The organism is Microbacterium sp. (assembly GCF_035687345.1).
Taxonomy (GTDB): Bacteria; Actinomycetota; Actinomycetes; order Actinomycetales; family Microbacteriaceae; genus Microbacterium.
Map to the genome: position 1 here is coordinate 1 of NZ_DASRXZ010000089.1, position 23,779 is coordinate 23,779.

Consider the following 23,779-nt stretch of genomic DNA (forward strand, 5'->3'; position numbering starts at 1 on the left):
AGCAGGCGATCTCCAGCCCGTCATACCCCCACTCCCCGGCAAGACGCGCGACCTCCTCGAACGGCAGATCGGCCCACTGCCCCGTGAACAACGTGATCGGACGTGCCATTACTGCTCCTCCTCCGCCGACGTGCCGGCACCGGTGCCGACCCACGCCGAACCATTCTGCGAACTCTCTTCCACCGCGGCCAGCACCCGCTGCACCGCGAGCCCGTCCGCGAACGTCGGGTGCGGGTCCTCACCCGCGACGATGCCCTCGACCAGATCCTTCACCTGGTGCACGAACCCGTGCTCGTACCCGAGCATGTGCCCGGCCGGCCACCACCCCGACACATACGGATGCTGCGGCTCGGTGACCAGGATCCGAGTGAAGCCCTGCACCTCATCCGGCGCGGTCCGGTCGTAGAACTGCAGGGTGTTGAGGTCCTCCAGCTCGAAGGCGAGAGCGCCCTGGTCGCCGGAGACCTCGATCGTCAGCCCGTTCTTGCGACCGGTCGCGAACCGCGTCGCCTCGAACGATGCGAGCGCCCCGTTCGCGAGGCGGCCCGCGAAGATCGCCACGTCGTCGACGGTCACCTCGCCGTAGCCCTCGGCGGCCGTGCCCGACAGGCCCGAGCCCGAGCCCAGCAGCGGCCGCTCCTTCACGATCGTGTCGAGCACACCCGACACCCGGTCGATCGAGAGTCCGGTCACGAACTGGGTCATGTCGATGATGTGCGCGCCGATGTCGCCGAGCGCACCGGATCCGGCGTGCTCCTTCTGCAGTCGCCACGCGAGCGGCATCTGCGGGTCGACGAGCCAATCCTGCCGGTAGGCGGCGCGCACCTGCTGCACGCGGCCCACCTTGCCGGCCGCGATCAGGTCGCGCATGAAGGTCACGGCCGGCACGCGACGGTAGGTGAAGCCGACCATCGCCCGCACGCCCTTGGCCGCGGCTGCGGTCGCGGCATCCGCCATCGCCTCCGCCTCGGCAACCGTGTTCGCGAGCGGCTTCTCGCAGAGGACGTGCTTGCCCGCCTCGAGCGCCGCGATCGCGATCTCGGCGTGCGAATCACCCGGCGTCACGATGTCGACGACGTCGATGTCGTCACGGACGACGACCTCACGCCAGTCGTTCGCGGCTTCGTCCCAGCCCCACTTCTCGGCCGCTGCGGCCGTCGCCTCGGCGTTGCGGCCCACGACGACCGCCATGTGCGGCCGCACGGGGAGGTCGAACACGGCGGGCGCCTGCCGCCATCCGACGGAGTGGGCGGCTCCCATGAAGCCGTGTCCGATCATGGCGACACGGAGACCGGATGCCTCGGGGTCGCGGTGGTCAGTGGTCACGCGGGATCCTTTCCCTCATCAGACGTCGTGGATGTGCGCGCGGGGCGCCCGCCCTGAGGACGGACGCCCCGCGACGGCCTCAAGAGGCGAAGGAGAGGTCGATGAAATCGTCGACGTTGTCCTTCGTGACCACCGGCGCGTCGAGCACGATGCGGTTCGGCACGCTCGGCGTGATCAGGTCGCTCATCGTCTTGCCCTGAGCGATCAGGCGCGCGAGCGCGATGCCGTCGGCCGCCTGCGTCGACGGGTAGATGACCGTCGCCTTGAGCACCGTGTCGTCGGCCTCGATGGCCTCCATCGCGTTGCGGCTGCCCGCGCCACCCATCATGAAGAACTCGTCGCGCCCGGCCGCCTCGATCGCGGCGAGCACGCCGACGCCCTGGTCGTCGTCGTGGTTCCAGATGGCGTCGATCTGCGGGTTCGCCGCCAGCAGCTGCGACGCCGCCGCCTCGCCGCCCGCGACCGTGAAGTCCGCCGCGACGCGGGCGTTCACCTCGAGCCCGCAGTCGGACAGCGCGTCGGCGAAGCCGCGCGAGCGGTCCTGCGTGAGCGGGAGCGAGTCGATGCCGGCGATCTCGGCCACGAAGCCCTCGCCACCGAGCTGCTCGCAGATGTAGGTGCCGGCACTCACGCCCATGCCGTAGTTGTCACCGAGGATCGTGGTGCGCGCGGCGAACGGGCTGGAGAACTCGCGGTCGACGTTGATGACGGGGATGCCCGCCTGCATCGCCTTGATCGCGACCTCGGTGAGAGCGGCGCCGTCGGTCGGCAGCAGCACGATCGCGTCGACGCCTTCGTTGATGAAGGTCTCGACCGCGGCGATCTGCGCGTTCGCGTCGTTGGTGCCCTCCGCGACCCGCAGCTCGACGTCGTCGAAGCTGTCGGCGGCGGCCTGGGCGCCGGAGTTGATCGCGCCGAGCCAGCCGTGGTCGGCAGCCGGTCCCGAGAAGCCGATGACGACCGTCTCGCCCGTCGCCTGGTTCTCTTCGCTCGTGGTGCCCTGGTCGACCACGTCATCGCCCCCGCCTCCGGCGGTGCAGCCGGCCAGCAGGCCGATCGTGGTGAGCGCGGCCGCACCCGCGACGAGCGCGCGCAGCCCCATAGTGCGCTTGGGACGCATTCCGTTCCTCCTTGAATGTGATGCAGATCCGCCCGGCGTGGCCGTGGGGCTGAGGCCCACACTCAAGCTGTCCACGCTGACGAGGGCCACCGTAGCAGAAGTGGCCGACACTGCAACACCTTTTGTTCGCGCCCCGTCAAAAGGGCTGAGTGGCGCGGGAAACCGGGGGCGGCGGTTGCGGCATCCGGTTGTCGCCGCCTCACGCGGATCCTCGAAAACAGTCTCGATCCGGACTTTGCGAGCATGTTATGGTCTCGCTGTGATCAAAGACGACCACTCTTCGTCATTACCGGGAGATCCGCCGACACTGCTCGAAGTGCGCCGCGCCACCAAGCACTTCGCAGGGGTGCACGCGCTCCGCGGCGTCGACCTCGACGTGCGCGCGGGCGAGGTGCACTGCATCCTCGGGCAGAACGGCGCGGGCAAGTCCACCCTCATCAAGATGCTCGCCGGTGTCCACCAGCCCGACGAGGGGACCATCGTCTGGCTCGGCGACGAGGTCGCGATCCCCGACCCCCAGGCGGCGCTCTCGCTCGGCATCGCCACGATGTACCAAGAGCTCGACGTCGTCGAGGGACTCACCGTCGCCGAGAACATCTTCCTCGGGCATGAGATCGAACGCGGCGGATTCACGCGCCGCGGCGAGGCGACGCGCCGGGCACGCGAGCTGCTGCGCCGCCTCGGTCACGCGTCGCTCTCGCCGAACACCGAGGTCGGTCAGCTCAGTGCGGCGAACCAGCAGATCGTGAGCATGGCGCGCGCGCTGTCTCACGACATCAAGCTCATCATCATGGACGAGCCGTCGGCCGTGCTCGACACCGAGGAGGTCAAGAACCTCTTCAACGTGGTGCGCGAGCTCACCGCCGAGGGCATCGCGGTGGTCTACATCACCCACCGGCTCGAGGAGATCCGCCAGATCGGCGACCGCATCACGGTGCTCAAGGATGGCCGCAGCATGGCGAGCGGCCTCTCGGTCAAGGACACGCCCACGAGCGATCTGATCCGCCTCATGACCGGACGCGCGGTGGAGAACGTCTTCCCACCCGCGGTGCCGGTCGCCCCCGATGCACCGCTCGTGCTCGAAGTCGAGGGGCTCGGGCTGGCGGGCGTGTTCGAGGATGTGTCGTTCGCCGCGCGCGCCGGCGAGATCATCGGGCTCGCGGGGCTCGTCGGGTCCGGGCGCTCCGAGATCCTCGAGACGGTGTTCGGCGCGCGGCGAGCGACGTCGGGCACCGTGAGGGTCGCGGGCACCGAGCTCAAGCGCGGCTCGGTGCCGCACGCCGTGCGCGCCGGAGTCGGCCTGTCGCCCGAGGAGCGCAAGAGCCAGGGACTCGTGCTCGACGAACCCGTGTTCGTCAACGTCACGCTCTCGTCGTTCGAGCGGTTCGCGAAGGCCGGATTCCTCGACGAGCGCACCGAGCGGGCGACGGCGCGCGAGCAGGCCGAAGCGCTCGATCTGCGACCCGCCGATCCCGAGCGGCCCGCCGCGACCCTGTCGGGCGGCAACCAGCAGAAGATCCTCCTGGCCCGGTGGCTGGTCCACGGCACGCGCGTGCTGCTGCTCGACGAGCCGACACGCGGCGTCGACGTCGGCGCCCGCACCGAGATCTACGCGCTGATCAGGCGCCTGGCCGCGGCGGGCAACGCCGTCGTCATCGTCTCCAGCGAGATCGAGGAGGTCCTCGGGCTCGCCGACACCGTCCTCGTGATCGCCGACGGTCGCGTCCTGACGACCGTGCCCGCCTCCGACATCGACGAGCACGGCGTGCTCGACCTGGTCATGAAAGGAACCGCCGCGTGAGCGACTCCACCAACCCCGGCGCCGTCATCGACGCGCAGTCCGCGCCGCCGACGCAGCCCCCGTCCGAGAACACCGGTCGCTCCGGCATCCGGCGCATCTTCAGCGGCTCGTTCGGACGCAACCTCGGCCTCATCGTCGCACTGCTGCTCATCGTGGCCGTCGGTGCGATCACGGCCGCCGACACGTTCATGAGCCTCAACAACATGCTCGTGATCCTGCGACAGGCCTCGATCATCGGCGTCATCAGCATCGGCATGACGTTCGTGATCATCTCGGGCGGCATCGACCTGTCGGTCGGTGCGGTGATGGGCCTCGCGTCGGTCGTCGCGACGATCGACGTCATGCAGAACGCGGTGGACCAGTCGCACTGGGTCATCATGGTCGTGGTCGCGCTCGCGGTCGGCCTGGCGGCCGGCATCGTCAACGGCGTCGTGATCGCGTACGGGAAGGTCGTCGCGTTCATGGCGACCCTCGCGATGCTCGTCGCGGCGCGGGGTCTCGCCGAGATCATCGCCGAGAAGCGCACGCTCGTCATCCGCGAGCGCGGGTTCATCACCTTCTTCAACGAGGACTTCCTCGGCATCGACGTGCTGATCTGGATCTTCATCCTCGTGTCGGTCGCCGGCTGGATCCTCCTCAACCGCACGACGTTCGGACGCCGCACGGTCGCTATCGGCGGCAACCGCGAAGCCGCACGCCTCGCGGGCATCAACGTCAAGCGCCACACCGTGTGGCTGTACGCACTCGCAGGGCTCACGGCCGGCATCGCCGCGGTCATGATCCTCGGCCGTACGACGGCGGGCACCTCGACCCACGGTCAGCTCTACGAACTCGATGCCATCGCCGCCGTCGTCGTGGGCGGCACGCTCCTCGTCGGCGGTCGCGGCACGATCACGGGCACCGTCCTCGGCGTGCTGGTCTTCGCGACGCTCAGCAACGTGTTCATCCAGAACAACCTGTCGTCGTCGGTGCAGGCGGTCGCGAAGGGCGTCATCATCGTGATCGCGGTGCTGCTGCAGCAGCGGTTCGCCAAGCCGGCCGGCGCGCGATCGACCTAAGCTCCCCGGACTTCTGCCGAAGCGGGGTGACCCGAACCCCGGCTTCGGCAGAAGTCCCGGTGAGTTCTGACGACAACCTGGGCATGATTGACTGAATCGTGGTCTCCATCACCTCCGAATCCCCGTCCGGTGGGACCGGCGCGAGCGAGCTCTTCCAGCTTCTGCGCGACGGAGTGCCGCGTACGCGAGCCGAGTTGGCGCACTCGACCGGCCTCGCCCGTTCGACGATCGCGGCCCGGGTGGATGAGCTCATGCGCATGGGTCTCATCGCGCCGCTCGCGGAGTCCACCTCGACCGGCGGACGCCCTCCGTCGCGGTTCGCGCTCAAGCCGAGCGCGCGGGTCGTGCTCGCCGCCGACATCGGAGCATCGCACGCGACTGTGGCCGTGGCCGACCTCGCCGGCACGATCCTCGCCGAGCGTTCCGAGCCGATGTCGGTGACGCTCGGCCCGGAGCCCGTGCTCACGTGGATGCTCGACACGGCGGCGACGCTGCTCGAGCAGACCGGCCGCGATCGAAACGAGCTCGTCGCGATCGGGATCGGCGTGCCGGGTCCCGTCGAGCACTCCACCGGACAGCCGGTCAATCCGCCGATCATGCCGGGATGGGACCGCTTCGACGTCCCCGGTTGGGTGCGCCAGCACCTCGAGGTGCCCGTTCTCGTCGACAACGACGTCAACATCATGGCCCTCGGCGAGCGCGCGACGGCGTGGCCGACCACCGAGGACCTCGTCTTCGTGAAGGTCGCCACCGGCATCGGCGCGGGCGTGATCTCAGGCGGAATGCTGCTGCGCGGAGCGCAGGGCGTCGCCGGCGACATCGGCCACGTGCACATCGCGCGCGGCGCAGGTGTGCCGTGCCATTGCGGGAACACCGGATGCCTCGAAGCCCTCGCCTCCGGACCCGCCATCGCCCGCGCGTTGCGCGACCGGGGTGTCGACGCCGCGAATGGCGACGACGTGGTGACGCTCGTCAAGAGCGGCAACGTCGAGGCGATCCAGGCGGTCCGCCAGGCGGGGCGCGACATCGGCGAGGTGCTCACGGCGTGCGTGAGCCTGCTCAATCCCTCCGTGATCGCGCTCGGCGGATCGATGGCACGCGTGGGCGAGCATCTCATCGCCGGAGTGCGCGAGGTCGTCTACACGCGGTCGATGCCGCTCGCGACCGGACACCTGGCGATCGTCCAGTCGACCGCCGCCGAGAAGGCCGGCGTCATCGGCGCGAGCATGCTCGCACTCGACCACGCACTCTCGCCCGGCGCGTTCCACTCGCTCGTCGGGCGCTGAGCGGCCGGAGGTGTCGGGCCGCGGCATCCGCCTGGTTCCGCCGCTTCGCGGCGCCCCCTCCTCCTTCCCTCCCGGATCAGGACATCTGGCGCACGCAGGATGTTGGCGCCGGAAAACTCCTGTGTCAGCCAGATGTCCTGATTTCGGCTGGGAGGCGTCGGGGGCGCCGCCCGCGGATGCCGGCGTCCGCTCGCGGGTGGAGCAGGCTCCGCCTCGCGGGGGAGGTGGGGTGGCCGCGGCATCCGTAGCGTCGTGAGCATGAGCGATACCGTGTACAAACCCGGCGACCACGTCCTGACGACCACCGGCCGCGGCACCGTCATCGATGTGCGGGCCACTCCGTCCGGCAAGTGGGTGTTCGGCGTCGAGGACGCCGACGGCGTGGTGGGCTACTTCACCAGCCAGGGTCTGCGCGCCGCCGAAGGCCGACGCTAGACGAGCCGCAGCTCGCGCTCGATCGCGGCCGTCGTCTCGAGCAGCCGCGGAAGGTACACCTCGCGCACGTGCTCGACGGTGTCGCGCGTCGCGCTCGTCGACACGTTGACCGCGGCCACGACCGACCCGTCCCGCCCGTGGACGGGAGCCGCGACCGACCGCAGCCCCGATTCCAGTTCGCCGTCGACGAGCGCCCAGCCCTGAGCGCGCACGCGCGCGAGCTCGTCGCGCAGCGCTCCGACGTCGGTTTTCGTCAGCGGGGTGAGCGCCCGCCGCGCGGAGGCTTCGAGCGCGGCATCCGCTTCGTCGTCGGGCAGTCCCGCCAGCAGCACCCGCCCCATGCTCGTCGCGTACGCGGGGAAACGCGTGCCGATCGTGATGCGCACGCTCATGATGCGCCGCGTCGGCACGCGTGCGACATAGACGATGTCGGTCCCGTCGAGAACTGCCGCCGAGACGCTCTCGCCGACCGTGCGCGACAGGGTCTCGAGGTGCGGCTGCACGAGCTCGGGCAGCGTCAGCGCGGAGAGGTAGCTGAATCCGAGCTCCAGCACGTGCGGCGTGAGCGCGAAGGCGCGGGCGGTGCCGTCGCCGTTCGCGCGGACGTATCCGAGCGTCTCGAGAGTGCGCAGGAACCGCCGTGCCGCCGCGCGCGGAATGGCGGCGCGACGGGCGACGTCGCTCAGCGACAGTTCGGGATGCTCGGCGTCGAACGCGCGGATCACCGCGAGTCCGCGCGCGAGCGATTGGACGAAGTCGCCGGATGCCTCGGGCGCGTCGGTCATCGCCGCATCCGTCCCGCGATCACCGCTCCAGCACGACGGCCATACCCTGGCCGACGCCGATGCAGATCGCGGCGACGGCGACGCCGCCTCCGCGGCGCGCGAGCTCGTGCGCGGCGTGGCCGATGATGCGGCCGCCGGAGGCTCCGAGCGGATGCCCGATCGCGAGCGCGCCGCCGTGGATGTTCATCTTGTCGGGGTCGAGGTCGGGCCAGCCCTTGAGGCATGCGAGCGATTGCGATGCGAACGCCTCGTTGAGCTCGACGAAGTCGACGTCCGCCCACGTGCGTCCGGCACGCGCGAGCGCCTTGTTCGCGGCCTCGATGGGCGCGATGGGGAAGTCGTCGGGGTCGACGCCGTGGACGGCACGCGCCGTGATGCGTGCGAGCGGCTCGCCGTCGACGGCTCCCTCGCGGGCCAGGAGCACGGCCGACGCGCCGTCGTTGATGGGCGATGAGTTGCCTGCCGTGACGGAGCCCTGGCCGTCGTCGGCGAAGAGCGCCTTGAGACCTGCGAGCTTCTCGACCGACGTGTCGTCGCGGATGCCCTCGTCGCGAGCCAGCTCGGCGCCCGGAACCTGCACCACCTCGCCGTCGTAGACGCCCTCGGACCACGCGGCCGCCGCGCGGAGGTGCGACTGCACTGCGAACTCGTCCTGCGCTTCGCGCGAGATGCCCCACTCGCGGGCGATCTTCTCGGCGGACTGGCCGTTCGAGATGGTCCAGTGCTTGGGCAGGTTCGGGTTCACCATGCGCCAGCCGATCGACGTGTTCCACATCGTCTGGTTGCCGACCGACGGCCACGGCCGCGGCGACTTCTCGACGATGAACGGCGCACGGCTCATCGATTCGACCCCGCCCGCCAGCACGACGTCGACGTCGCCCGCATCGATCGCGCGCGAGCCCTGCACGACGGCCTCCACCGACGACGCGCACAGACGGTTGACGGTCACACCGGTCACCGACGTCGGGAAGCCCGCGAGCAACGCGCCCATGCGGGCGACGTTGCGGTTGTCCTCACCCGCCTGGTTGGCGTCGCCGAAGATGACGTCGTCGATGCGCGAAGGGTCGAGCCCCGTGCGGTCGACGGTCGCCTTCATGACGATCGCGGCGAGGTCATCGGGCCGCGTGCCCGACAGGGCGCCGCCGGCGCGGCCGAACGGCGTGCGGACGGCGTCATAGATGTAGGTGGCCATGGTCAGGCTCCTTTCAAAGCGAGTCCGGTCAACTCGGACAGGCTCTCGACGGTGTTGTCTCCGAACGCCTCACGCACGACGAAGCCCCCGTCGGTGACGTCGAACACGGCGTGGTCGGTGTAGACCCGCGTGACGCAGCCGACGCCCGTGAGGGGGTACGTGCACTCGGCGACGAGCTTCGACTCGCCCTTCTTGGTGAGCAGATCGGTCATGACGTAGACGGACTTCGCGCCGATCGCGAGGTCCATCGCGCCGCCGACCGCGGGGATCGCGCCGGGGGCTCCCGTCGACCAGTTCGCGAGGTCGCCGGTCTGCGACACCTGGAACGCTCCGAGCACGCACACATCGAGGTGCCCGCCGCGCATCATCGCGAACGAGTCGGCGTGGTGGAAGTACGCGGCGCCCGGCAGCGCGGTGACCGCCTGCTTGCCGGCGTTGATGAGGTCGGGGTCGACGTGCGCGGCATCCGGAGCCGGCCCCATGCCCAGTAGACCGTTCTCGGTGTGGAGGATGATCTCCTGGTCTTCGGGCAGGTAGTTCGCGACGAGGGTCGGCGCGCCGATGCCGAGGTTCACGTAAGAGCCCTCGGGGATGTCGGCGGCGATGCGCTTCGCGAGCTCGTCGCGGGTGATCGTCGTGGTCACTGGTCCACCTCCCGGTCGGTCCCTGAGCCCATCGAAGGGCCCGTCGGTCGACCTTCCAGATCGACGCCGCCGACGAATTCACCGTTTCGCAGCCACGCGCGTTCGCCCACTTCGACGATGCGCTGAACGAAGATGCCGGGCGTCACGACGGCCTCGGGGTCGAGCGAGCCGAGCGGAACGATCTCGTCCACCTGCACGATCGACGTCGTCGCGGCGCTCGCCATGATCGGGCCGAAGTTGCGGGCGGTCTCGCGGTAGACGACGTTGCCCCAGCGGTCGGCCCTGAGGCCTGACACGAGGGCGTAGTCCGCCTTGATCGGGTACTCGAGCACGTACTGGCGGCCGTCGATCTCGCGCGCCTCCTTGCCCTCGGCGAGCTGCGTGCCGACGCCGGTCGGGCTGAAGAACGCTCCGATGCCGGCGCCCGCCGCGCGGATGCGCTCGGCGAGGTTGCCCTGCGGCACGAGCTCGAGCTCGATCTTGCCGTCGCGGTAGAGGCCGTCGAACACCCAGGAGTCGTGCTGGCGCGGGAACGAGCAGATGATCTTGCGCACACGGCCGGCGGCGAGCAGCGCCGCGAGGCCGGTGTCGCCGTTGCCGGCGTTGTTGTTCACGATCGTGAGATCGGATGCCCCGTGGGCGATGAGCGCATCGATGAGCTCGACCGGCTGACCGGCGCGGCCGAACCCGCCGATCATGATCGTGGACCCGTCGGGGATGTCGGCGACGGCGGTCGCGGCATCCGCAACCGTCTTGTCGATCACAGGGCCTCCTCGGTGTCGTGGCGAGTGTTCGCTGTGCGAACGCGTGTGCGTATCTCGAACGAGCTTACCGCGGAGGGCTCCATCGCGCGAGCATCCGGATCGCTCAGCGGGAGCCAAGCCGAGGGCGTCACACGCCGCCGGCGACGTACGCTCCCAGTGCGCGCGTGAAGTCGGGATACTCGGGCTCCCAGCCGAGCTCGGCGCGCGCCTTCGCGTTCGACACGCGCATCGACGTGTCGAGCACCATCGTCGCGAGGTACGGCGCGGCGAGCCGCAGTGCCCACCCCGGCACGGCGAACGGCGCAGGCGCGCCGATGGCCTCGGCGAGCGTGGAGTAGAGTCGCGCCCAGGACGTCGGGCTGTCGTCGACGACGTTGTACGCACCGGGGCGGCCGCGCTCGAGTGCGGCGAGCGTCGCCGACGCCGCATCCTCGATGTGGACCCAGGACAGCGGATTCGTCGCGCCCCGAGCCACGGGGATGGACCGGCGCTCGAGCATCCGGCGCACCGTCTGCACGTCCGCGCCGTAGAAGAGCCCGTAGCGCAAGGCGATCCCTTCGACACTCGGATCCTCGAGAACGAGCCGCTCGTTCCCGACCATCGCCTCGATGTGCCGATCGGATGGACCGCCCCGCCGCCGTCCGAACGGGCTCGCCTCGGTCAGCGGTTCGTCGCCGTGGTCGACATAGCCGTAGCCGAACACCATGCTCTGAGTCACGAAGCGCGTCGCGCCGGTCTCGTGCGCGACCTCGAGGAGGTTGCGAGTACCCGACGTGCGGAGGCGATTCGTCGCGGCCATGCCGCCGTGGCCCGCGGGGGGCTTGCGCAGGCCGGTCAGCTCGTGGACGACCGCGTCCAGCCGCAGACGGCGAGTGGCGCGCAGGAGCGCATCAGGTCGAGTGCGTCCGCGACGATCGGCTCGACGTCCGGATCCACCAGCGCACGCGACTGATCGCCGCCCCGTGAGAGTGCGACGACCTGGTGGCCCGCGTCGTGCAGCATCCGCGCAAGGGGTCGCCCGATGGCACCCGTCGCGCCGGCCAGCAGAACCTTCATGATCCTCCTTTCTCAGCAAGTGATTACTTGCCCGACTGACGATACGCGGGCAAAGACCGATTGGCAAGTGATCACTTGCTAAGCTCCGAGCATGACCACTCGACGTGAGATCCTCCTGCGCGAGGGCATGCGGCTCTTCGGCGAACAGGGATACGCGGCCACATCGATCGCGCAGATCGAAGAGGCCGCCGGTCTCTCCCCCGGCTCAGGCAGCTTCTACAAGCACTTCGCGTCGAAGCAGCAGATGCTCGAAGCGGGTCTCGACAAGCTGCTGTCGTCGGCGGTGGCGCCCCCGCCGGCATCCGAAGTCGCGGATCGGCCGCGCGACGTGCTGGAGCTCGCCGCGAAGGGCGGGTTCGCGCGCATGGAGGAGGATCGCGACCTCAGCCGCATCGTGTTCCGCGGGCTCCAAGCCTTTCCCGAACTGCTCGAGCGGTTCGGCAACGAGGAGATCGCGCGACGCCACGCCGAGATCACGCGGCTGCTCGCGGACCTGAGCGGCGACGCGTCGGCCGACTGGGAGGCGATCGCCGTCGTGCTGCAGGGGGCTACCGCGCACTATTGGCTGCTGGCCGATGTCTTCGGCGAACATCCGACGGGGGTGTCGCAGGAACGCGTCATCCGCGCGCTCGCCGATCTCGCGACACTCGCGGTCGGCACGAGACCGCACCCCGGGGGCGACGGCGACGGGGGTGCCGCCGCCGAGTCATCCGGAGCTTCGCGCGCCCGCTAGAACTCGTCGGCCAGCGCCTCGCTGGCGATGCGGAACGCCGTGTTCGCCGCGGGCACGCCCGAGTACACCGCCGACTGGATGATGACTTCCTTGATCTCCTCGACGGTGAGGCCGTTGCGCAGCGCTGCGCGGCAGTGCATCGCGAGCTCCTCGTGGTGACCGTGCGCGATGAGCGACGTGATCACGGCGATCGAGCGCGAGCGGCGGTCGAGCCCGTGACGCGACCACAGATCGCCCCACGCGACCCGCGTGATGAAGTCCTGGAAGTCGGCGGTGAACTCGGTCGTGTTCGCGATCGAGTTGTCGACGTGCTCGTCGCCGAGCACTTGACGGCGGACCGTCATGCCCTGCTCCCACCGTTCGGCGTCGGAGAGTCCCTCGTTGGTGGTCATTCGGCCTCCTCCTTCTCGTGTGGTCGTGGGTCAGGCTCGCGTGGTCGTGGGTCAGGCGCGCGTGTGCGCGTACTCGTCGAAGAACGACCGCAGCACGTCGGCGGTCGCGGCGGCGTCGTCGGCGGGCGGGAGGTGCGAGGCATCCGCTATTCCCACCGCCCGGCCACGCTGCACGCCGTCGGCGATCTCGCGTGCGGACGCCTCGGGCGTCACGCCGTCGTGGGCGCCCCACACCGCGAGCACCGGCGCGGATATCTCGCCGAGCCGGTCGCGCACGTCGAAGCCCGCCAGCGCCTCGCACGCGAGCGCGTAGCTCTCGTCGTCGGCGTCCTGCAGCACATGCAGCAGGCGTCCCGAGATCTCGGGGTTGCGCTCGATCGATCCGGGTGCGAACCATCGCTGCGCCGACCCGATGATGAGGGTCGACGTGCTCTGCTCACGCACCTGCGCGGCGCGCTCGTGCCACCCCTCGGCCTCGCCGATCTTCGCCCCGGAGGCGATGATCGCGGCCGCGGTGACCTGATCCGGATGCCGCAGCAGCAGCTCGAGGCCCACGGCGCCGCCGAGCGACACCCCCGCGTACAGGAACCGCTCTCCCACCGTGTCGGCGACGGCATCGGCGAGCTCGGCGACCGTGAACGGCGCCGTCGCGCGCGGCGAGGCGCCGTGCCCCGGGAGATCCCATGCGATCACGCGGTACCGGTCGGCGAGGGCGGGGAGGACGTTCTCCCACAGGATCGTCGACGTGCCGAGCGACGGGCCGAGCACGAGCAGCGGGCCACCGTCGGGCCCTGCGGGCGCGGTCAGCGAGACGGCGGGCACGGTCATGAATCCTCCAGGGGCGGTGGGGACGAGGGGTCGTCGTCGGATGCCGCGACCGCGGCGTCCACGAGATGCGAGGCCAGGCCGGTGTAGTTCGCCGGGTCGAGCAGCGCGTCGGCGTCGATGCGCTCGCCCGCGCCGCCGGGTTGCAACTCGGGCAGGCCGCGGACGAGCTCGCGGAGGTCTTCGCCGCGACCGGCGGCAGCGACGAGCTCCTTCACCCGGGCGGCGCCGATCACGGGACCGAGCACGACCGAGAGGCGCTCCGCCACGATGAGCCCGTGGGTCAGCGCGAGGTTGCGGGCTACGGCGTCGGCATCGACCCGGAGCCCCGCGACGAGCGAGGCCGCGTTCGCGGAGGCACCCAGCGCGAGGCGCAGAAGTTCGCGCAAGGCCGGCCACTCGGCGTGCCACGAGCCGTCGGGCCGCTCGTCGACCGCGAGCGCGGCCGCCGTGTGGAGGGTCGCGCCGAGCTGCGGTGCACGGATCGCGGCGGAGCGGACGAGCACGGATGCCGCGGGGTTCTGCTTCTGCGGCATCGCCGACGACCCGCCGCCCGACCCCTCGGCGAGCTCGCCGATCTCGGTGCGGCTGAGGGTCGCGACGTCCGCGGCGATGACCCCGAGCGCGTCGAGCGCCTGCACGAGGGCGTCACCCAGCTCGGTCACCGGCCACCGGGTCGTGTGCCACGGGCCGTCGGGGGCGGCGAGGCGAAGCTCCGACGCGAAGGCCGCGGGGAGTGAGGCGGCCCGCGCGGGCCCCGCGATCTCGACGAACGACGCGAGCGTGCCGCCGGCTCCCCCGAGCTGTGCGGGCAGCCGCCGCACCGCCTCTTCGAGCCGCTCGATCGCACGTCGCACGCCGCGCAGCCAGTTCGCGGCACGCAGCCCCACCGTCGTGGGAACCGCGTGCTGCGTGAGCGTGCGGGCCGCGGCGACGACCCCGCGGTGGGTCGTCGCGAACTCGTCGAGCGCCGAGTCGACCTCTCTCAGCGAGGCGAGCACGCCACGCGAGGCCCGGTGCGCGAGGAGCATGAGCGCGGAGTCCAGCACGTCCTGGCTCGTCGCGCCGCGGTGGACCCACACGCGCGCCGACTCCGGCACGCGGTCCTTGAGCATCGCGACGAGCGGGATGACCGGATTGCCGCCGGCCACGGATGCCGCGGCCAGCTCCGCCGCGTCGATCCCATGCCCCTGGCACAGCGCCCCCGCGCCAGACCACCCGAGCGACGACGAGATCTCGTCCGCGACATCCGCGGGCACCACCCGCAGGAGTGCGTACCCGCGAGTCAGTGCGACCTCGGCCGTCACGAGGGCGTCGAGGAACGCGGCATCCGTCACCGACTCGTCGTGCCCCACCGTCACCGGCGTGAGCAGTCCTTCGTCGAACGCCGACACACTGGCTCCTATCTCGGCACGAGCCGGCGTGCGCGATCGGCCCCGCGGTTCGTCTCGCTCGCTGCGCTTCCTCGCTCAACGACCGTCATGTCAGGGCAACACCCCGCCTCAGAATTCGAGGAACACCGTCTCGTTCTCGCCCTGCAGGCGGATGTCGTGTCGCAGATACCCGTTCGGCAGGCGAGTTGCGATGAGCGTAGCGCGCTCCTCGGGCGTCAGCGAGGACAGGAACGGATCGGCGTCGAGCTTCTCCTGGTCGTCGGGCAGGTAGATACGGGTCATCAGCTTGTCGGGAAGGCCCCGTGCGAAGACCGCGACCGCGTAGAACGGCGCCTCGCCGTCCACCGAGCCCGGGTTGACGGTCCAGAACTCGAAGCGGCCCTCGTCGGTCGTCGCCGAGCGGCCGAATCCCGTGAACGTGTGGTCGTCGCGCCGGCGCGAGCCGCGCCCGCGCGGGATGTTCCCGTCGGGGTCGGCGCTCCAGATCTCGACGAGCGCGTCCGGGATCGGCGCACCGGCGCCGTCGTACACGATGCCGCTGAGCACGATCGCGCCGGGCGAGTGCGGGAAGACGACCTCGTGCATCTTGGGGTACACGGTGCCGAACGCGAAGAACGGGCCGACCGTCTGGCCGGGCGTGATCTCGAGCTGCTCCTTGCCCTGCAGGTCGGAGCGAAGCGTGCGTGCCATGGTCAGTGCTCTCCCTCGGGCTCGAACCACGTGGAATCCGGGCCGTCCACGACGATGTCCCAGCGGTAGCCCATCGAGAACTCGGGGACCGTCAGGTCGTGGTCGTACTGGCCGATGAGCCGGTCGCGGTCCTTCTGGCTGCGGATGGTGTTGTAGATCGGGTCGAGCGCGAACAGCGGGTCGCCCGGGAAGTACATCTGCGTCACGAGGCGCTGCGTGAAGCCGCTTCCGAAGATCGAGAAGTGGATGTGCGCGGGGCGCCACGCGTTGATGTGGTTCTTCCACGGGTACGGGCCCGGCTTGATGGTCGTGAACTTCCACTCGCCGTTGTCGTCCGTGATCGTGCGGCCTGCACCAGTGAAGTTCGGGTCGAGGGGCGCGGGGTGCTGATCCCGCTGGTGGATGTAGCGGCCCGCGGCGTTCGCCTGCCAGATCTCGATGAGCTGGTTCGGGATCGGGCGACCCCACGAGTCGAGCAGGCGGCCCTGCACGGTGATGCGCTCACCCTGCGGCTCACCCCGGTGCTGGAGCGTGAGGTCGGCCTCGATCGCCGCCACGTCGCGCTGTCCGTACGCGGGCGACCACAGCTCGATCGTCTCGGGGTCGACGAGCTTCGGGTTCTTGGTCGGGTGGCGCAGGATGCTCGAACGGTACGGCGGGAAGTCGTACATCGTCGCGCGCAGCTTCTCACCGGCCGCCTCACGGCGCCCATACTCGGCGTGGAGATCCGCGATCTCCTGGTTGATCTGCGACTGCGGGGGCATGTCGGCCGACGCGAGCAGCTGCTCGGGCGCGACCGCGGTCTGCTCGACGATGACCGACGACGAGAAGGCCTCTTCGCCCGTCGGGTCGGATTCGGCGCTGGTCATGACTGTCTCCTTCGACGCGCCTCGCATCGGAGGCGCAACACGAAAAGAGTGACAGCCGCAGCCTCACATGCCGCTGTGGATTCTCAGTGCATGGGAATCACGCGTCACGCAGTGCCGCGCGCAGGTCTTTCGCCGCCTGCATGACGAGCCCGCTGAGCCGACGCTCGTCGGCGACCTCGATGTGCACGACGATGCCGATCGCGATCGGGGGCAGCCCCTCGACGCGCGCCAGCGGCGCGGCGACCGACACGTTGCCGAGCGTCATCTCCTCGCGGGTGGTCGCGTAGCCGCGTGCCCGCGTGCGCGCGAGGTCGGCGCGGAGCTCCTCTTCCGACGTGATCGAGAGCGTCGTCTCGCGCTCGAGCGGCACCGAGAAGTAGCGCTGCAGCCATGCCTCGTCGCGCGTCGAGAGCAGCGCCTTGCCGACGCCGGTGGTGTGCAGCGGATGCCGCCCGCCCATGCGGCTCAGGGTCGGGATCGCGCCCTGGCCGGTGAGCCGGCCGACGAAGAGCGCGGTCGCGGTCTCCGGCGTCGGCGCGTCGAGCACCGCGAGGTGGACGTTCTCGCGCGTCGCCTCGTACAGGCGCGACATGTGCGGCAGCGCCGTCTCGCGCAGTCGCAGTGCGAGGGGCGACAGTTCGCCCAGCTCCCACAGTTTCGCGCCGATCGTGTAGCGGTGGCCGGGCGTGCGTGTGAGCAGCCCGAACGACGTCAGCTGCGACAGCAGCCGGTGCAACGTCGACGACGGAAGCCCCGTGAGCTCGGCGATGCGCGTCGCCGAGAGCGCCGGCTCGTCGTCGGTGAAGCACTGAAGGACGCGCATCGCGCGTGTGAGCACACCTTCGCCCGGTTCCAAGATTGCCTCCCCGGTATATCAGGCTACCTTCCGTTTCGGACGTATGCGGCCTATTCCGCCCGCGGCGCTCCGGTCTCTTCGCTCCGTTTGGGGTGGAATCCGTGTCCTGGGGCGCATTTTCTGCGCCCCAGGACCGGAAATCCGCACCGAACCGGCGGTGCCCGCGCGGTCGTGCGATTCTGGGCGCATGGCCAATTCGCCGTCGGGCGACTCCTCCATCGACCGCATCGTGCGCGTGCTCGAGACGTTCACGATCGATCGCACGGTGCAGAGCGCATCCGAGATCGGCCGCCGTGCCGGCCTTCCCTCGTCGACCGCGCACCGGCTCGTCGACGGCCTCGTCGAAGCCGGCCTGCTCGAGCGTGACGAAGAGCACCGCGTGAGCCTCGGCATGCGCCTGTGGGAACTCGCGCTGCGCGGATCGCGCGCACTGCGCCTGCGTCAGGTCGCACTGCCGCACATGGAACGCGTGCAGGCCCGCATCCGCGAGCACACGCAGCTCGCCGTGCTGGAGCAGGACTCCGCGCTCTTCCTCGAGCGCCTGTCGCACCCGGGCGCGGGCGCGAACATCACGCGCATCGCGGGGCGGCTGCCGCTGCACGCGTCGTCGTCGGGGCTCGTGCTGCTCGCCCACGCGCCGGACGACGTGCGCGAGCGGGTGCTGGCGGCTCCCCTCCCGCAGGTGGCGAAGGAGACGGTGACGGATGCCGCGGCCCTCCGGCGCCTGCTCGCGCACGTCCGCCGCGACGGGTACGTCGTGGCGCGGGGCTCGATCGAGGCGGTGTCGACCGGGGTGGCGGTGCCCGTCCGCGACCGCACGGGTGAGGTCATCGCCGCGCTGTCGGTCGTGCTGCCGCGGGACGCTCCCGCCGAGCAGGCCATCGCCGAGCTGCTGCAGGCGAGCCGCGGCATCCGGTCGGACTTGTCGGAGTACTGATGGTCGGCCACCTCCATTCCCATTGAATGGGCAACCCATCCCGAACCGTGAGGACCCGGACCACACTGGTGGACGCCATTCGCTCACCCGTCGAAGGAGACCCCGTGACCGAGACCGTACGCACCCGCGTCGCCATCGTCGGTGCCGGCCCCGCCGGACTTCTGCTCTCGCACCTGCTCGGCGCCGCCGGCATCGACTCGATCGTCATCGACAGCCGCACGCGCGAGCAGATCGAGCAGACGATCCGCGCCGGCATCCTCGAACAGGGAACAGTCGAGGTGCTCGACGAGCTCGGCGAATTCAGCCGTGCACGCACGGTCGGTCACCGGCACGACGGCATCGAGCTGCGGTTCGCGGGCGAGGGCCACCGCATCGACTTCGCGTCGCTCGTCGGGCGCGGCGTGTGGCTGTACCCGCAGCACGAGGCGCTCAAGGACCTCATCGCCGCGCGGCTCGCGGCAGGACAGGACCTGCGGTTCGGGGTCACGGCGCAGCGCGTCGAGGGTGCGGCATCCGATCGCCCCCGCGTCTTCGCGACCAACGGCGACGGGCAGGCGCTCGAGATCGACGCCGACTTCGTCGTGGGCGCCGACGGCTCGCACAGCGTCGTCCGCGCGGCCGTGACCGGGTCGCAGACGGGCGGGTACTTCCGCGAGTACCCTTTCGCGTGGTTCGGCATCCTGTGCGAGGCCCCGCCCAGCGCGACGGAGCTCATCTACTCGAACTCCCCCAACGGGTTCGCGCTCATCAGCCAGCGCAGCGCCACGGTGCAGCGCATGTACTTCCAGTGCGACCCCGAGGTCGACCCCGAGTCGTTCAGCGAGGAGCAGCTGTGGCACGAGCTGCAGTCGCGTGTGCCGGGCACGACGCTCAACGAGGGGCCGATCTTCCAGCGCGACGTGCTGCGGTTCCGGAGCTTCGTCGCCTACTCGCTGCGCACCGGCCGCGCGGCTCTCGTCGGCGACGCCGCGCACACCGTTCCGCCGACGGGCGCGAAGGGCATGAACCTCGCGGTCGCCGACGTGCTCGTGCTCGAGCGCGCGCTGCGCGCCCTGCTGCTCGAGAATGACGAGCGGCTCATCGACGAGTACCACGACACGGCCCTGCACCGCATCTGGAAGGCACAGCACTTCTCGTGGTGGATGACGAGCATGCTGCACGTGACACCGGATGCTTCGGACTTCGACCGCCTGCGCCAGCTCGGCGAGCTGCAGACCGTCGTCGAGTCGGAATCCGGCCGCCGCTACCTCGCGGAGGCGTACACAGGCTGGCCGCTCGAGGGGCGCGCGTAGCGCATCGCGTTCACGGCGCTCAGCGCTCGGGTGCGGCGGCGCCCGACCGCGCGGCGATCTCGGTCTGCAGCATCCGTGCCGACAGCGTGCCGCACACGAGCAGCACGACGACCGCGACGAGCACGATCACGAGGGGCACGGTCCACGAGCCGGTGGACTCGTGCAGTCCGCCGAGCGCGAGGGGGCCGGCGGCGGAGACGCCGTAGCCGACGGCCTGCACGAGCCCGGAGCGCCCGGCCGTCGTGTGCACGTCAGGGCCGAGCACTCCGAACGCGATGAAGACGACCGTGATGCCGGCGCCCTGCGCGACACCGCCGATGGACGTCCACACGAGCCATCCGGCGGGTGCGAACAGGAAACCGAGCGGCACGACGAGCCACCCGATGCCCGCAGCGAGGAACCCGGCGGCGAGCGACGCGCGCATCGTGAGCACCGGGATGAGGAGGCTCCCGGCGATGCCCGCAACCTGGAAGATCGATGCGATCGCCCCCGCCGCGGCCCCCGAGAAGCCCTCGTCGGCGAGCAGCGACGGCAGCCACGCGGTCACGCCGTAGAACGCGAACGCCTGGCCGGCGAAGGCCACCGCGAGCAGGAGCGTCGGGCGGTGTCGCCACGCCGACCCGCGAGCGGCGCCCGAGATGGCGGATGCGGCCGGCCGAGGCGCGAACGCCCCGCGCAGCCCCCGCAGGGGGATCCAGCACGCGAGCGCGGCGACGGCGAAGCACGCCCATGACGCGAGCGCCCACCGCCAGCCGATCACGTCGGCCAGCGGCGCGGTCGCGAGGGTCACGGTCATCGTGCCGACGTTGAGCGCCGACGTGTAGATGCCGGTCATCGTGTGCGCGCGCCGCGCGGTGAACTCGCGGCTGATGATCACCGGGATCACGATGTTCCCGACGGTGAGGAACACGCCCATGAGCGCGGTGCCGATGAGGGCGAGCGCGATCCCGCCGGACACCCGCAGGAGGCATCCGGCGATCGTGCCGATGAGCATGACGGTGAGCGCGAAGTCCGCACCGCCCCGCCGCACGAGAGCGACCGCGGCGGGCGCGAAGACGGCGAAGCACAGCACCGGGATGCTCGTGAGCAGGCCCACGACCGCGGCGGACACGCCGAGATCCATGCCGATCTCGCGTGCGACCGGCGCGACCGCGAGGAACGGCGCGCGCAGCACCGCCGCGGTGAGCGCGATGACCGCGACGAGCAGCACGAAGTACGGGGTGCTGCCGCGGCTGCGCCAGCCGCCGGATCGGTCGGACATCACCGGGCCACGGTACAACCCGTGCGCCGGGATCGCGCACGCGCGTCCCGTTGGGTGACCGCCGCCCGCCGCGGCCCGACGGTGCGCTTCAGCCGCTGGGCGAGACCGCGTCTTGGCGATGGCGGATGCGTCGACTAGGGTCGCCGCTCGTGACCGACACCGCCGCCGAGCGCCGCACCAGCATCGTGCTGCTCATCGCGGCGGTGTGCCTCGTCGCGGCGAACATGCGCCCGACGATCACGGCACTCGGTCCGCTCATCGACCAGATCGGCGCCGACACCGGCATGTCGGTCGCAGCCCTCGGCGCTCTCGCGGCCGTCCCCCTCGTGGCGTGGGCGCTCTTCTCGCCGGTCGCTCACACGCTCAGCCGCCGATACGGGCAGCCGCGCACGCTCTCGTGGTCGCTCGTCGTGCTGCTCGTCGGCACGCTCGTGCGCTCGATCCCGGGGCCGATCGTGAGCCTGTGGCTCGGGACGGCGCTCATCGGCATGGCGCTCGCGATCGTCAACGTGCTCATGCCGGCCGTCGTCAAGCGCGAATTCCCCGGGCACGTGGCCGCGATGACGTCCGTGTACACGGCCCTGCTCGGCGGGTTCGGCGCGATCGCGTCGGGCGTCGCGGTGCCGATCTCGCTCATCCCGATCGACGGCGATCCCGCCGGATGGCGCTTCGCCCTCCTCATCTCCGGCGGTGCGCTGCTGCCCTTCGCGATCGTCGCGTGGTGGTGGGCGCACCGCGGCGAGCACCACCGCTACACGCGGTCGCCCGAGCACCACGGTCGCACGGGCATCTGGACCGACCGCGTCGCGTGGCTCGTCGCCGCGTTCATGGGCCTGCAGTCGGCGACCTTCTACATGCTCGTCACGTGGCTCGCCGCGATCTCGATGTCGACCGGACGCTCCGAGGTCGTCGCCGGCATCGACGTCATGGTCTACCAGCTCTTCTCGATCGCCGGGTCGCTCCTTCTCCCGTTCGTCTACCGCGGCCGCATCAAGCGCGCGGTGCCGGCGCTCATCCCGATCATCGGCCTGATCGGAGGTCTCGGGCTCATGCTCGCGCCGGCCGGCGTGCCCTTCTGGGGCGCGACCCTGGGCCTGTTCGGCGGCGCATCGCTCGCGATGGCGATGACGCTCGTCGCGCAGCGGGCGCGCGACCACGATGCGTCATCCGCCCTCTCGGGCATGTCGCAGTCGGTGGGCTATTTCGTCGCGGCGTTCGGCCCGGTCGTGTTCGGCGGCCTCCACAGCCTGACGGGCGGCTGGACCGCCCCGCTCGCGCTGCTGCTCGCCGTCATCGCGACGCTGTCGGTCGTCGGCATCTTCGCGGGTCGCGAGCGGTTCGTGCTCGAGAAGCGCTGACCCGCTCGCGCGCCGCCGTCCCGTCGCCGCCCCCGCACGTCGTGCTCCCTGCGCCCAACCCCCTGATTCCTGGTTCGCGCTGTCGAAACCCGCATCCGCGGGCACGCGGAGAGGGCGCGGATGCCGCAAACGACAGCGCGAGCGCAGACAGGGGCGCCGGCACACGGCGCCTGCCCGGGCGGGCGCGGCGCTCAGCCGGCCGACGCGCCGGGAGCGGCGGCCAACGTCCGCAGGATCGTCTTGAGTCGATCGCGGTCCTCGTCGTCGAGCGCGCTGAAGCACTCCGCCTCGGCGCGCTCCGTCGCCTCGCGCGCACCCGCGTAGACCTCGCGGCCCTCGTCGGTCGCGACGACGACGTTCACGCGGCGGTCGCCCGCATCGGGCTCGCGCCGCACGAGTCCGCGCTTCTCGAGCTCGTCGATGAGCGCGACGATCTGGCTCGGGTCGAGGCGCAGGAACTCCGAGAGCTCGCGCTGGTTCGGACGCTCACCGCTCACCGCGAGGGCGAGCACGGAATACGAGCGCACCTTGAGGCCGAACGCACCGACGGCGGCGTTCGCAGCCGCGAGTGTGATGGCGTTCGCGCGGGCGAGCAGGAACGCGGTGTCCTCGCCGACGGACGTGCCCCACAGACGATCGATGCCCTCCGCCTGGCGCGCGGCAGGTGAAGACGGGGACGTGTTCCGCATGGAGGCATGCTAGCCGCCCTTTGGACGAACTCAAACATTGACATTTTCAACGATTCGGGATTTCATGTGAGCGGACGCGAAGGAGCATGCATGTCACTCGAAGGCAAAGTCGCAATCGTGACGGGTTCGGGCCGAGGCCTCGGCCTCGCCTACGCCCGTGAGCTCGCGCGGCAGGGCGCGGCGGTCGTCGTGAACGACGTCGACGAGTCGATCGCCGCAGAAGCCGTCGCCGCGATCGAGGCCGATGGCGGGCGTGCCGTCGCCGTCGTCGCGCCGGTCGGATCGACCGAGACGGCGAAGAAGCTCGTGCAGACCGCGGTCGACACGTTCGGTCGCCTCGACATCCTCGTCACCAACGCGGGCGTCCTCCGCGACACCGTGCTGTGGAAGATGAGCGACGACGACTTCGACACCGTCATCGACGTGCACCTGCGCGGCACGTTCACGTGCGTGCGCGAGGCCGCGACCTACATGCGCGCCAACGAGATCCCGGGCCGCATCATCTGCATCGGCTCCCCCACCGGGCAACGCGGCAACTTCGGCCAGACGAACTACGCGGCCGCGAAGGCCGGCATCGTCGGCATGGTCCGCACGTGGGCGCTCGAGCTCAAGAAGGCCGGCATCACCGCGAACGCCGTCATCCCCGTCGCCGCGACCGCGATGACCGCGACCGTCCCCTACTTCGCCGCCGCCGTCGAGGCCGACGCGAAGGGCGAGCCGATGCCCGCGTTCTTCCGGCACGACCTCGGGTTCGGCACGGCCGACGATGTGGCCGGGCTCATCGCCTACCTGGGGTCGGATGCCGCGGCATCCGTCACGGGCCAAGCCATCGGCATCGGCGGTGACCGCCTCCAGCTGTGGTCGCACCCCGAACCCGTCGTCACGGCGTACCACGAGGGCGGCTGGTCGTACACCGACCTCGAAGCCCAGTTCCCCGCGCTCATCGGCGAGAAGCTTCAGAGCGTCGGCGAGAAGCACCCGCCGCTGCCCGAAGAGCTGCAGCGCTGACGCCCCGC

23 protein-coding genes and 2 pseudogenes are annotated in these 23,779 nt (G+C 70.7%); 9 read left to right on the plus strand and 16 right to left on the minus strand.

What is annotated here, in order from left to right; genetic code table 11:
* From VFF97_RS09925 to VFF97_RS09935, 3 genes and pseudogenes are all read right to left on the minus strand, one after another.
* Nucleotides 1–109 (minus strand): annotated as a pseudogene (locus VFF97_RS09925) (sugar phosphate isomerase/epimerase); the annotation flags it as partial.
* Complete coding sequence (locus tag VFF97_RS09930) at nt 109–1,278, minus strand: Gfo/Idh/MocA family oxidoreductase (protein ID WP_325033369.1); 1,170 nt, start codon at nt 1,276–1,278, stop codon at nt 109–111. The gene VFF97_RS09930 and the pseudogene VFF97_RS09925, both read right to left, overlap by 1 nt.
* A gap of 127 nt (nt 1,279–1,405) precedes the next feature.
* Entirely contained in the window at nt 1,406–2,446 is a 1,041-nt protein-coding gene (locus tag VFF97_RS09935; RefSeq protein ID WP_325033338.1) for a substrate-binding domain-containing protein, read from the minus strand.
* 316 nt (nt 2,447–2,762) lie between these two features.
* On the opposite strand from VFF97_RS09935, the gene VFF97_RS09940 reads away from it, so the two are divergent.
* From VFF97_RS09940 to VFF97_RS09955, 4 genes are all read left to right on the plus strand, one after another.
* Complete coding sequence (locus VFF97_RS09940; RefSeq protein ID WP_325033339.1) at nt 2,763–4,247, plus strand: sugar ABC transporter ATP-binding protein; 1,485 nt, start codon at nt 2,763–2,765, stop codon at nt 4,245–4,247.
* Nucleotides 4,244–5,305 carry an ABC transporter permease gene (locus VFF97_RS09945; RefSeq protein WP_414684246.1) on the plus strand — a complete coding sequence of 354 codons (1,062 nt, stop codon included), beginning with the start codon at nt 4,244–4,246 and terminating at the stop codon, nt 5,303–5,305. Before VFF97_RS09940 ends, VFF97_RS09945 begins: the two co-directional genes overlap by 4 nt.
* 98 nt (nt 5,306–5,403) lie before the next feature.
* Complete coding sequence (locus VFF97_RS09950; protein WP_414684247.1) at nt 5,404–6,591, plus strand: ROK family transcriptional regulator; 1,188 nt, start codon at nt 5,404–5,406, stop codon at nt 6,589–6,591.
* Between the two features lie 258 nt (nt 6,592–6,849).
* Nucleotides 6,850–7,026 carry a hypothetical protein gene (locus VFF97_RS09955; protein WP_325033340.1) on the plus strand — a complete coding sequence of 59 codons (177 nt, stop codon included), beginning with the start codon at nt 6,850–6,852 and terminating at the stop codon, nt 7,024–7,026.
* Here VFF97_RS09955 and VFF97_RS09960 read toward each other — a convergent pair.
* The 5 genes and pseudogenes from VFF97_RS09960 to VFF97_RS09980 all read right to left on the minus strand — a co-directional run bounded on the left by VFF97_RS09960 (nt 7,023) and on the right by VFF97_RS09980 (nt 11,467).
* Nucleotides 7,023–7,811: an IclR family transcriptional regulator domain-containing protein gene (locus tag VFF97_RS09960; RefSeq protein WP_325033341.1), complete on the minus strand. Its 789-nt coding sequence runs from the start codon at nt 7,809–7,811 to the stop codon at nt 7,023–7,025. The genes VFF97_RS09955 and VFF97_RS09960 overlap by 4 nt on opposite strands.
* Nucleotides 7,812–7,830: 19 nt before the next feature.
* A complete protein-coding gene (locus VFF97_RS09965; RefSeq protein ID WP_325033342.1) occupies nt 7,831–9,003 on the minus strand; it encodes a thiolase family protein in 1,173 nt (390 codons plus the stop codon).
* A gap of 2 nt (nt 9,004–9,005) precedes the next feature.
* Nucleotides 9,006–9,647 (minus strand): 3-oxoacid CoA-transferase subunit B, encoded by a 642-nt coding sequence (locus VFF97_RS09970; RefSeq protein WP_325033343.1) that lies wholly within the window; start codon nt 9,645–9,647, stop codon nt 9,006–9,008.
* Entirely contained in the window at nt 9,644–10,411 is a 768-nt protein-coding gene (locus VFF97_RS09975) for a 3-oxoacid CoA-transferase subunit A (protein ID WP_325033344.1), read from the minus strand. Before VFF97_RS09975 ends, VFF97_RS09970 begins: the two co-directional genes overlap by 4 nt.
* Before the next feature lie 127 nt (nt 10,412–10,538).
* Nucleotides 10,539–11,467 (minus strand): annotated as a pseudogene (locus VFF97_RS09980) (NAD-dependent epimerase/dehydratase family protein).
* 91 nt (nt 11,468–11,558) lie between these two features.
* Between VFF97_RS09980 and VFF97_RS09990 the strand changes: the two are divergent.
* The gene (locus VFF97_RS09990) at nt 11,559–12,200 is read left to right on the plus strand and encodes a helix-turn-helix domain-containing protein (RefSeq protein WP_325033345.1); all 642 of its coding nucleotides are present in this window, start codon (nt 11,559–11,561) and stop codon (nt 12,198–12,200) included.
* Here the strand turns inward: VFF97_RS09990 and pcaC are convergent.
* From pcaC to VFF97_RS10020, 6 genes are all read right to left on the minus strand, one after another.
* Nucleotides 12,197–12,592, minus strand: coding sequence for a 4-carboxymuconolactone decarboxylase (gene pcaC, locus VFF97_RS09995; protein WP_325033346.1), 396 nt, complete (start codon nt 12,590–12,592; stop codon nt 12,197–12,199). The genes VFF97_RS09990 and pcaC overlap by 4 nt on opposite strands.
* Before the next feature lie 51 nt (nt 12,593–12,643).
* The gene (locus VFF97_RS10000; protein WP_325033347.1) at nt 12,644–13,420 is read right to left on the minus strand and encodes an alpha/beta fold hydrolase; all 777 of its coding nucleotides are present in this window, start codon (nt 13,418–13,420) and stop codon (nt 12,644–12,646) included.
* A complete protein-coding gene (locus VFF97_RS10005; RefSeq protein ID WP_325033348.1) occupies nt 13,417–14,811 on the minus strand; it encodes a lyase family protein in 1,395 nt (464 codons plus the stop codon). Before VFF97_RS10005 ends, VFF97_RS10000 begins: the two co-directional genes overlap by 4 nt.
* Before the next feature lie 108 nt (nt 14,812–14,919).
* Complete coding sequence (gene pcaG, locus VFF97_RS10010) at nt 14,920–15,501, minus strand: protocatechuate 3,4-dioxygenase subunit alpha (protein ID WP_325033349.1); 582 nt, start codon at nt 15,499–15,501, stop codon at nt 14,920–14,922.
* 2 nt (nt 15,502–15,503) lie between these two features.
* The gene (pcaH, locus tag VFF97_RS10015; protein ID WP_325033350.1) at nt 15,504–16,370 is read right to left on the minus strand and encodes a protocatechuate 3,4-dioxygenase subunit beta; all 867 of its coding nucleotides are present in this window, start codon (nt 16,368–16,370) and stop codon (nt 15,504–15,506) included.
* Between the two features lie 97 nt (nt 16,371–16,467).
* Nucleotides 16,468–17,193 carry an IclR family transcriptional regulator gene (locus tag VFF97_RS10020; RefSeq protein WP_325033351.1) on the minus strand — a complete coding sequence of 242 codons (726 nt, stop codon included), beginning with the start codon at nt 17,191–17,193 and terminating at the stop codon, nt 16,468–16,470.
* A gap of 220 nt (nt 17,194–17,413) precedes the next feature.
* Here VFF97_RS10020 and VFF97_RS10025 point away from each other — a divergent pair, with 220 nt between their 5' ends.
* On the plus strand, nt 17,414–18,163 hold the full coding sequence (locus VFF97_RS10025) for an IclR family transcriptional regulator (protein WP_325033352.1): 750 nt from the start codon (nt 17,414–17,416) through the stop codon (nt 18,161–18,163).
* A gap of 104 nt (nt 18,164–18,267) precedes the next feature.
* Nucleotides 18,268–19,455 carry a 4-hydroxybenzoate 3-monooxygenase gene (locus VFF97_RS10030; RefSeq protein ID WP_325033353.1) on the plus strand — a complete coding sequence of 396 codons (1,188 nt, stop codon included), beginning with the start codon at nt 18,268–18,270 and terminating at the stop codon, nt 19,453–19,455.
* Nucleotides 19,456–19,474: 19 nt separating this feature from the next.
* On the opposite strand, the gene VFF97_RS10035 is transcribed toward VFF97_RS10030, so the two are convergent.
* Nucleotides 19,475–20,716: a CynX/NimT family MFS transporter gene (locus tag VFF97_RS10035; RefSeq protein ID WP_325033354.1), complete on the minus strand. Its 1,242-nt coding sequence runs from the start codon at nt 20,714–20,716 to the stop codon at nt 19,475–19,477.
* Nucleotides 20,717–20,865: 149 nt separating this feature from the next.
* On the opposite strand from VFF97_RS10035, the gene VFF97_RS10040 reads away from it, so the two are divergent.
* Nucleotides 20,866–22,074, plus strand: coding sequence for an MFS transporter (locus tag VFF97_RS10040; protein WP_325033355.1), 1,209 nt, complete (start codon nt 20,866–20,868; stop codon nt 22,072–22,074).
* Nucleotides 22,075–22,265: 191 nt separating this feature from the next.
* On the opposite strand, the gene VFF97_RS10045 is transcribed toward VFF97_RS10040, so the two are convergent.
* Nucleotides 22,266–22,763, minus strand: a complete 498-nt coding sequence (locus tag VFF97_RS10045) for a MarR family transcriptional regulator (protein WP_325033356.1) — start codon at nt 22,761–22,763, stop codon at nt 22,266–22,268.
* A 90-nt stretch (nt 22,764–22,853) separates the two neighbouring features.
* Between VFF97_RS10045 and VFF97_RS10050 the strand changes: the two genes are divergently transcribed.
* Entirely contained in the window at nt 22,854–23,771 is a 918-nt protein-coding gene (locus tag VFF97_RS10050) for an SDR family NAD(P)-dependent oxidoreductase (protein ID WP_325033357.1), read from the plus strand.
* The last annotated feature ends 8 nt before the right edge of the window (nt 23,772–23,779 follow it).